The organism is Methylobacterium longum (assembly GCF_022179385.1).
Classification (GTDB): Bacteria; Pseudomonadota; Alphaproteobacteria; order Rhizobiales; family Beijerinckiaceae; genus Methylobacterium; species Methylobacterium longum.
Genome location: NZ_BPQS01000017.1, coordinates 98,653 through 107,551 on the forward strand (window position 1 = coordinate 98,653; position 8,899 = coordinate 107,551).

Below are 8,899 nucleotides of genomic sequence, written 5' to 3' on the forward strand. Positions count from 1 at the left end.
TGATCCGAGCCGGCCAGACAGGGTGACTTCGTTGCTACCGGACAGCGGACGCCGCTCGCGTTTCCGCGAACGGCAGGAAACGGCCCTGTGCTACCGGCACGCTTCGAGGCCGATGGCCCCGTCGGCCGTGGTCCGGTTCGACGGGCGTCCTATCGAGCGATCTGCCCGGGAAACGGTGCCGTGAGCGCGACGTTCTTGATGACCGGCGCGCCGATCGCGAGCGCCTCGCCCATCACGGGCGAATTCGCCATCTGACCGGTCATCGTCACCACGAGGGCGGCCAGCATTAAGCCGACGCTGCCAATCGACGCGAAATAAATCGGCAGGCGTGCCGAGTCGTGCTGCCCGTTCTGGGTCGAATGTCGCTCTGCCAATTGTACACCTCGGAGGTCCATTGAATGGATATACGGGATCAACATGTCGCAGGATTCAAAGGTCCACCCCTGTGGCGCTATCGACCTGACCTGTCAGCTGGGACGAGGGCGGCTTCGACGGGGGGCTGATCGGCAGCGGACGAACCGACAGCCATCCCGAGCAGCCATCCCGCTTCCGACCCGCTTCCGACCCATGCCGGCGGATGCCGGCGCTTCCCATGCGCAGCCATCGGTTGGCGGTCGGACAACGTCGGCGCGGGGAGAATTTGGACGGAATGCCTTCGGGGGACACGAAGGACAGAGCAGACGTTCGAGCGGCGAAATCTACAAATCCGATCCGCCTCCGCGGCCGTTGAGAAGGGAGGCAATCCTGTATTCTCGAGGGGGCATGCCGTGGTGCTGCTTGAAGCGGCGGGCGAAGTGGGCCTGGCTGGCGAAGCCGCAGTCGTAAGCCAGCGTGCCGATCGACACGTGGGCGCATGCCGGATCGGCGACGCGCTGAGCGGCCGCCTCCAGTCGGCGCTCCCAGATGTAATCGGAGATGTGCCGGCCGCGCTCGTGGAACAGCTCCTGCAGACGCCGCAGCGACAGGCCCATCGCGGCGGCGAGCTGCCGTGGGTCCAGGTTCGGGTCGCTCAGGTTCGCCTCGACATAGGCCTTGGCGCGCTGGACCGTGACGGTGCCGTGGATGGAACGCGGCACCCCCTGCGCCATCCGTTCGGCCAGGCTCGCCACGATCAGGTCCGTCCCGATCAGCGCCATGCGCGCGGCCGCGTCGGAGGTGAGCCGATCACCCACGCGCACCAGCTCCTGGATGAAGGTGCTGGCCAGGGTCGTCGAGGCGAGGTCGGCTCCGACCGTGAGCGCGGTGTACAGCCGGGACGGCCCCAGAAGGGCCTCGAAGCGCTCGCGCGGCAGGGTGACGATCAGGGAGCAGCCCGCCTGCGCCTCCGACACGCCCGGGCGGGGGTCGAACACCACGAGGTCGCCTGCACCGAATACGGCCTCGCGGTCGCCCTGCTGGCAGGCGGAACCGCCGGAAAGCCTCATGACAGCGACCACTTGATCGTCGCGCCCGCTCCGCCGGATGTGGTCGGCCGTGGACTCGGTTCGCATCGCGCCGTTCGCGATCTCGGTGACTGCCATCGGCCCGATCGTCGAGGCCTGGATCCGACCCTGGAAGGGCGCGTCGCCGACGCTCCGCATCTCGGCCGGGACCAACTGGTCGCCGAGCACTTCCCGCCAGCGTCGGAAGGTGTTGTGCGGGTGGATCCCGTCTGTCGAGAATACGGTGTGCATCGCGTGTGAACGGGCGTCGGCTCAAAGGGAATTCGGTCGAACGGCGTCGTCGCGGCGACCCTGCGGGGTAGAATGCACCTGATCGAACCGGGTCACCTGCCGGCATGGGCGGCTGGCCAGGGGTTGAAGACCGAAAGTCGTGACCGGTGATGGCATCGGAGAATGGAGATCCAGAACGGCGCCGGGCGGTCGTGGGGCGATCCCCCGTTATAGATTGGGGATCCTGTATGCTGACAAGTGCGGCGTCGCCGGAGATGCGCGCGGGCGACGTCCGCCGGTCGGCGGAATATTGTGCCACAATATCGAATTGGTCCGCGGAATTTCTCGTAAAATAGATTTCAATACACGATTGCACTGTGATCGGAGCGGCGCCTTCCGCTGGCGAGATCTCCGCTTCCGGGATGCCGCCACGGTCAGCTAAGCGTCCGACCGGGGTCATGGGGGGGCGGGACCGCAACATCTGCTCCGATGCGTCGGCCGCCTGGGAGCGGACGGGCGGAAAGCCACTCGACGGGGTCGCAGGGAAAGCCGGTGGGTCCCGGTCCAATTCGGTCAGGACGCGATCGGGTTTGCTTTCCCGCCAGCAGGCGCGCCACTGCCTCCATGCGGATCGATCGAGCCGAATTAGCCGACCTCGGGACCTTCCTCGCCATCGCGCGCCACCGCAGCTTCCGGCGGGCCGGTCTGGAACTGGGCGTCAGTGCCTCCGCGCTCAGCCATGCGCTCAAGGCGATGGAGGCTCGGCTCGGCGTCCGCCTCGTCAACCGCACCAGCCGCAGCGTCACGCTGACCGCAGCAGGGGAAGACCTGCTGGCTTCGCTGGACGCCCCGTTCGCGGCGATCGGCTCCGCGCTCGACGTGCTCAACCAGCACCGGGAGCCGACGAAGGCGACCGGCCGGATCCGCCTCAACGTTCTCGAACACGCGAGTACGTTGCTGCTCGCCCCCGTGCTGCCTCTCTTCCACGACCGCCACCCCATGATCGAGGTCGACGTCAGGGTGTCCAACGATCTGCTCGATGTCGTGGAAGCCGGCGCCGATGCCGGCATTCGCTACGGCGGAACAATCCCTCAGGACATGGTGGCCCGGCGCCTGTCCGCCGATCTGCGCTGGGTTGTCGTGGGCGCTCCGGCTTACCTCGATCGGCACGGGACGCCCGATCATCCGCGCGACCTCGCGGCACACCGATGCCTGCGCATCCGCCTCGGCGACGAGAGCCTCTACCGATGGGAGTTCGAGGGGGCCGACGGGCAGATCGCCCTCGACGTTCCCGGGGCGGTGACGCTCGACAACACGCAGTTCGCCCTGTCGCTCGCGGCGGCGGGCGGCGGTCTCACCTATCTCCCGGAGGCGTGCGTCGGACCCTCGGTCGCCCGCGGCGAGCTTCGCGTCGTGCTGGCGGATTGGGCCCCTCTGGGACCCGGCTTTCACCTCTACTATCCCGGCCGTCGCCAACTGCCGACGGGATTGCGGCTCCTCATCGACCTGATCCGCGAGAGGGCGCCGCTCGGGTTCTAGAGGCCGCGCTGCCCGACGATGAGCCCCGCTCATCGTTCCGTTGAGAGAGGAACGGCTGATCGGCGCACAGCGCAGCGTCTACGTCTGCTCCATCGAGGTCAGCCGAGGGATCGAGACATGCGCCGCTTCACCGGAAAAGTCGCCTTCGTCACGGGGGCAGCCAGCGGCATCGGCCGCGCCGCTGCCATCGCGTTCGCGCGGGAAGGCGCGCGGGTGGCGATCACCGATCGGACCGAGCCTGCGCTCGATCGGCTTCGTGCCGAGATCGAAGCGGCGGGTGGGGAGGGGCTCGCGATCCGGTGCGACGTGTCGGTGCCGGAGGACGTCGAAGCGGCGGTCGCCGAAACCGTCGAGCGGTTCGGCCGCCTCGACTGCGCCTTCAACAACGCGGGGGTCGAGAACAGGGCCGCTCCGGTCCACGCGATCCCCCTCGACGAGTGGGACCGCATCCTCGGCATCAACCTGCGCGGCACATTCGTGTGCATGAAGCACGAGATCGCGCAGATGCTCCGGCAGGGCGGCGGCGTGGTGGTCAACACATCGTCCGGCGCGGGCATCAGGGGGGTGGCGGGAGGCGCGAACTATGCCGCCTCGAAGCACGCCCTCATCGGCCTCACCAAGTCGGCCGCCCTCGACTACGCGAAGGCGAACATCCGGGTGAACGCCGTCCTTCCCGGGAACATCGAGACACCCATGATGGACCGCTTCACGGGCGGCGACATCCGGAAGGCGATCGATCTTGAGCCGGTCGGGCGGCTGGGCAAGCCCGAGGAGATCGCCGAAGCCGTCCTGTGGATGTGTTCGGACCTCGGTGCGTTCGTCACCGGAGCGTCGATCTCGGTCGACGGCGGCTGGTCGCTCTGACGCGCGTTACCGCAACGGACGGAGGATGGATCCCATGGACATCAAGCGCAGCGGAAGTCAGCCCTCGGGCGCAGGACCGTCCGCCTGGTTCACCGGTACGGTGCGGATCGACCCAATCCACAGCGCGCCCGATCCGGCCCGCGTCGCGATGGCCAGTGTCACGTTCGAGCCGGGCGCACGGACCGCGTGGCACACGCACCCGCTCGGCCAGACGCTGATCGTCACGTTCGGACGCGGATGGGTTCAGCGCGAGGGCGGTCCGATCGCGGACATCGTATCGGGCGACGTCGTCTGGTTCGAGCCGAACGAGAAGCATTGGCATGTGGCCACCGCCACCACGGCGATGACGCACATCGCGATCCAGGAGCGTCTCGACGGCAAGGCCGTGACGTGGATGGAGCCGGTCACCGAAGGGCAGTATGCCGGGTCGTGAACGTGGGCCGCAGGGTCCGCATTCTTTGCCCGCGCGCCGCCGCGGTGCGCCGCATCATCGCGCCGGCCTTCCGGAAGCTGCGCGCATCGGCACTGCCGCCGCTTTCGGAAAGCCGAAACCCGGCGGGATGCGGGTCACCATCCGCCGAGCGTGCACTGGGTGCAGCCGCCGGGGCTCTGCAGGATCGGACCTTGCCGGACGTGCGGGGCGGGAACCGGTTGCCCGTTCTCGAACTTGCGACTGGTGCTTTCGGCATGTCGGCACGGCCGAAGGCCAACATAGGTCGACCGATGGCCGGAGAAACGGAGCAGTTCAGCGCGACGCAGCGGGATGCCGGCGACGGGGCACCCGGGGCAACGGCTGCCTTCCCGTACGACCGCATGACCGTGGAGCGGTTTCGGGCCGCGTTCCCCCGCGCGCGGTGGCGCGACGACCTGGGGGCCTGGTTCGTGCCGGGCGCCACGGCGGAGCGGCGCCTGAACGCGTGGTCGAGCCGCGAGTGGTCGGGCGTTCTGGCCCATGCCGACGCGCGCGGCCGCGATGCCTGCACCTTCGAACCGATCACGAGCCCCTACCTGGAGGTTGCCGACGACCTCGTGGTGCGCACGCCGTACTCCCGGGACGTCGTCTCCGAGTTGCGGCTGGTGCCCTGGGCCCGGTGGGACCCGGCCTCGAAGGCGTGGCGCGTGCCGTTCCGGTCGTTCGAGGAGCTCCGCCGGCGGTGGCCGGCCATCGAGGATGCCGCCCGTCGAGCCGAGCCCGAGGAGCGGCGCAAGCGCGCGGCGAGCCGCAGGGCGTCCCCCGAGCACGCGGAACGGCTGGCCGAGGCCGCCGAGCGCCGCCGCAACCGGTACCCGGTGCCCGGGGAGGCGCAGCCGCCGCTCGGACGCGTGCTGCAGACCCATCTGGGATGCGTGGTGTTCGAGGCGATCAGCGGCGAGGTCGTCGAGCCCGTCGTCGCCGCCCGGTTCTATCCCGCCGTGGAAGCCGGGGCCGGCTTGTTGATCTGGTCCACGTGGCGCCGGCCGACGCATGACGAGCTGGTGCGCGCGTGGCCCGCCCGGGAGGCCGCAACTCAGGCCGAGATCGCGCGCGGCTGGTGGCAGCCGGCCCTCGCGATCTTGCGCGCGGCGCGGCGCGGAGCGGCCTCCCTGGAGCGCGCTCGCGCGACGCGATCATCGCAAAACCGAGATCCTGCCCCGGGCGCGGAAACGCGCCGCTAGGCGGTCTCCTGCGGGAGACCGTGCAGGCGTCCTGCGGCAGCCCGGGACCCGGATGGCCTCCGTCCCGGTTCACCCATCTGTCGCGCTGCCTGGCACCGCGCTGGAGCCCCCCCTGTGAGCGAGCCCGCCCCGCCCCTGAGCCGCCTGCCCACCCTTGGCGAGGACGGCGCCGTCCGCGTGGTCATCGAGACGCCGAAGGGCAGTCCGAACAAGTACGCCTACTCCGAGGCCTTCAATGCCTTCCAGTTCAAGATGGTCCTGCCGGAGGGCATGAGCTTCCCCTACGATTTCGGCATGATCCCCTCCACGAAGGGCGCCGACGGCGATCCGCTCGACATCCTCGTGGTGATGGATGCCCCGGTCTTCCCCGGCTGCGTGCTGGAGGCGCGCCTGCTCGGCGTGATCGAGGCCGAACAGAAGGAGCGCGACGGTAGCTGGGAGCGCAACGACCGGCTGGTCGGCGTGGCCGTGAAGGCCCGCACGCACGCGCATGTCGAGGCGCTGTCCAACCTGCGGCCCGGCATGCTCGACGAGGTGGAGGCGTTTTTCGCGCAGTACAACCAACTTGCCGGCAAGGACTTCAAGGTGCTCCGGCGCGGTGACGCCGAGGCCGCATTCGCGCTCATCCGTGGGGGCGCCGATGCCTTCGGGCAGGCGGAAGGCTGACCGGAGCTTCCAGGTCGTCCATCGGGGCGACCGGCGCGGGCCGCGGCAGCGGAAACCTTCTCCGCCGTCAGGAGCATACGGGGCCGCCGGCCCGGTCGCGAGCTCTCGATCGACCTGGGCTGCCTCCACGCCGGGGCGACCCGTGAAACGCCGCATCCCGCGTTTAGGGGCGCCCCCGGTTGGACAGCCGCCGCAACGTCCGCTTCTGTGACGCTGATGAGGTCGGCTGAAGGGCCGAACGGGGCGCAGGGCGGCCAAGCCGGGTCGATTGAAAGCGGCGGGGCCGCTTCGGAGCGCGCGGGCGAAGGAAGCCGATCAGCCCCTCCCGACCTCTCCCGGCCACCGTACAGACGGTCACACCAGCGACCGGGGCGCTGGCGTCCACCCTCCAGGAAATCTCCGGCCAGATGGCGCGTTCCTCCGCGATGACGGCGCAGGCGGCCGACGAGGCGCGTCGGACGGAGGACGCGGGGCGCGCCGTGTCGGGAGATTCCGAGACGTTCGGCACGGCCGCGGGCGGACCGTGGCTTCGCCGTCGTCGCCGCGGAGGTCAAAGAACTCGCGTCCCAGACCGCGGGCGGAGATCGAGGCTTGCGTGAGCCCGGTCCAGCCTTCGACCCCGCAGGTCGTGGTCGCCATCCAGGAGATCGGCCGCACAGTGACGGAGGTAAGCGGTCTCTCTACGAACGTCGCAGCCGCCATCGAGGAGCAGGGTGCCACGACGCAGGAGATTGTGCGCAGCATCAGCCGCGCCGCATCCGGGACGAGCGAAGCGACGCACACCGTCGCCGAACTCGCGGCCGCCGACGGGACGGGGACAGCGGCGAACCAGGTGCTGGGGCGGCAGGAGCGCTTTCGCGGCAGTCAGAGCACCTCTCGGCCGAGGTGGCCCGCCTCCTGGACACGGTGCGGGCTGCGCGGAGCCGAAGGTCCGCTTCCAGGCCGTCCGGTGGACCCCGTTCGGCACCGGCCGGAAGCGGAATGGCTGCTCCGGACGAGACAGGCCGCGAAAGCGGATGGGACGTCATCGGGCCAGATCGGGTCCGCCTCGTGCAGAGCGGCCTTCCCAGCCTGATCGGGGGATCTCGACGCCGCGATCGCTCCGGAACGCTTTCCTGGATACATCCTCGAACGTCCTGCAGAACGCAGTTTCCCGGTGCGTCGGACCACGGGTGCCTGTCGGCACCGGGTCGCGCGCGGGCAGGGCGGTACCGTGCGCCTCAGCGCGCAGTCGCTCCGGGATGTGCGCGGATCGCACCGCAGCGTTCCGCAGGCTCCGACCGAACCATCTGCGCCTCGCTCGGTTTGGCTGAGAGCAGGTGCGCCGAGCCGATGCCACAATTCTACTTCCATCTCTGCACGCCCAAGGGCCTGGAACGAGACCGGGTTGGCCTCGATTGGCCAAGCCTGGACGCCGCCTACTTGGAGGCGTGCCGGACCATCCCGGACCTGTGCGCGGATCTCCTGCACGAAGGCACCGCGCCGCTCGCCTGCGCGTTCGTGATCTGTGATGCGGCCGGTTCCGCGTTGATGGAGGTGCCGTTCAGCGAACGGCTGCACGACGGACGCAAGCCGAAGCGGCCTCCTGTGAGCCCGGAGCCGCGGGCCTATCTGGCGGAGGTGCGGAAGGGCCGCGCATTGATTGCCGCAATGCGTGCCGAAATCGCGGAGATGCGAGCCGCCGCCGCCGAGATGCGGGCGCGGACTGAGCACACCTCCTCGCTGATCGCGTACCCTGGGCGGACCGAAGGGTAGTCCCCGTGCGGACACTGGGCACGCCGCATTCAGAGGGGGCGAACGGCTCGATGGGCGGCCGCCCGGCCGAATCTTCGACGTGGAAGCGGACCGGCACAAATCCCCCTGACCTCACCGTAGAAGCCCGTGAAGCCCGAGCCGGAACCGGATCGTTCGTCACGCCAGCCTTCCGGCAGCACCGTGCCGCTCGTGCGCATCCGGTCTGTCGCGATGCCGGGCGGTCGGCGGATCTTCCCGCGGCGTCGCGAGCCGTCCGCGCAGAAGCGGGCTGCTACATGTGGCCAGCTCGAGAGGCGCGCCGGCCGTTCGTCGCGGGCTCCGGAAGGGTATTGTACAGAATTCGACGATGCAACTGGTGCAGTCGGAAGCTGATCCCGCTGGGGAACTTTGATTTAGGTTATACATTCAGCAGGAGATGGTCCGGCGGCGGGCGCCTACGCTTGTGTGACGCCGATTGCGCCGGCGGGCAGCCGCCGCGGATCGAGGAATGACTGCCCCACACCCCTCGGCGGTCGCAAGCACGACTTGGGTGAGAGGCCCGACTTGGGTGAGAGGCGATGCAGGACAACGACACAGCCGGTGCCGAGGACGGCACCTCACGCCCGGACGGCCGGGCCGCCAACCCCCTGATCCTGAAGCTGGAGAGCCTCGCCCCGCTCTCGGCCGACGACCGGGCGGTGCTGGAGCGGATCAGCGCCAAGCCGCACCTCGTCCCGGCCGGCACGGACCTGATCGGCGAGGGCGACAAGCCGGACGGCGTCTACCTG

The 8,899-nt window shown here is 69.5% G+C and carries 8 protein-coding genes and 1 pseudogene; 7 read left to right on the plus strand and 2 right to left on the minus strand.

The window, feature by feature from the left end; translation table 11 throughout:
* Positions 1-149: 149 nt before the first annotated feature.
* Both MFF58_RS16455 and MFF58_RS16460 read right to left on the minus strand, forming a co-directional pair.
* Positions 150-419, minus strand: coding sequence for a hypothetical protein (locus tag MFF58_RS16455; RefSeq protein WP_238289822.1), 270 nt, complete (start codon positions 417-419; stop codon positions 150-152).
* Between the two features lie 279 nt (positions 420-698).
* Positions 699-1,673 (minus strand): helix-turn-helix domain-containing protein, encoded by a 975-nt coding sequence (locus MFF58_RS16460; protein ID WP_238289823.1) that lies wholly within the window; start codon positions 1,671-1,673, stop codon positions 699-701.
* A gap of 603 nt (positions 1,674-2,276) precedes the next feature.
* On the opposite strand from MFF58_RS16460, the gene MFF58_RS16465 reads away from it, so the two are divergent.
* The 7 genes and pseudogenes from MFF58_RS16465 to MFF58_RS16495 form a co-directional block, all read left to right on the plus strand.
* Entirely contained in the window at positions 2,277-3,191 is a 915-nt protein-coding gene (locus MFF58_RS16465; protein WP_238289824.1) for a LysR family transcriptional regulator, read from the plus strand.
* 117 nt (positions 3,192-3,308) lie between these two features.
* The gene (locus MFF58_RS16470; RefSeq protein ID WP_238289825.1) at positions 3,309-4,055 is read left to right on the plus strand and encodes an SDR family NAD(P)-dependent oxidoreductase; all 747 of its coding nucleotides are present in this window, start codon (positions 3,309-3,311) and stop codon (positions 4,053-4,055) included.
* Between the two features lie 34 nt (positions 4,056-4,089).
* Positions 4,090-4,488 carry a (R)-mandelonitrile lyase gene (locus MFF58_RS16475; protein ID WP_238289826.1) on the plus strand — a complete coding sequence of 133 codons (399 nt, stop codon included), beginning with the start codon at positions 4,090-4,092 and terminating at the stop codon, positions 4,486-4,488.
* Positions 4,489-4,778: 290 nt separating this feature from the next.
* Positions 4,779-5,711 carry a hypothetical protein gene (locus tag MFF58_RS16480; RefSeq protein WP_238289827.1) on the plus strand — a complete coding sequence of 311 codons (933 nt, stop codon included), beginning with the start codon at positions 4,779-4,781 and terminating at the stop codon, positions 5,709-5,711.
* A gap of 114 nt (positions 5,712-5,825) precedes the next feature.
* Positions 5,826-6,377 carry an inorganic diphosphatase gene (locus tag MFF58_RS16485; protein ID WP_238289828.1) on the plus strand — a complete coding sequence of 184 codons (552 nt, stop codon included), beginning with the start codon at positions 5,826-5,828 and terminating at the stop codon, positions 6,375-6,377.
* Positions 6,378-7,709: 1,332 nt separating this feature from the next.
* Positions 7,710-8,132 (plus strand): DUF6894 family protein, encoded by a 423-nt coding sequence (locus tag MFF58_RS16490; RefSeq protein WP_238289829.1) that lies wholly within the window; start codon positions 7,710-7,712, stop codon positions 8,130-8,132.
* A gap of 557 nt (positions 8,133-8,689) precedes the next feature.
* Positions 8,690-8,899 (plus strand): annotated as a pseudogene (locus MFF58_RS16495) (helix-turn-helix domain-containing protein); the annotation flags it as partial.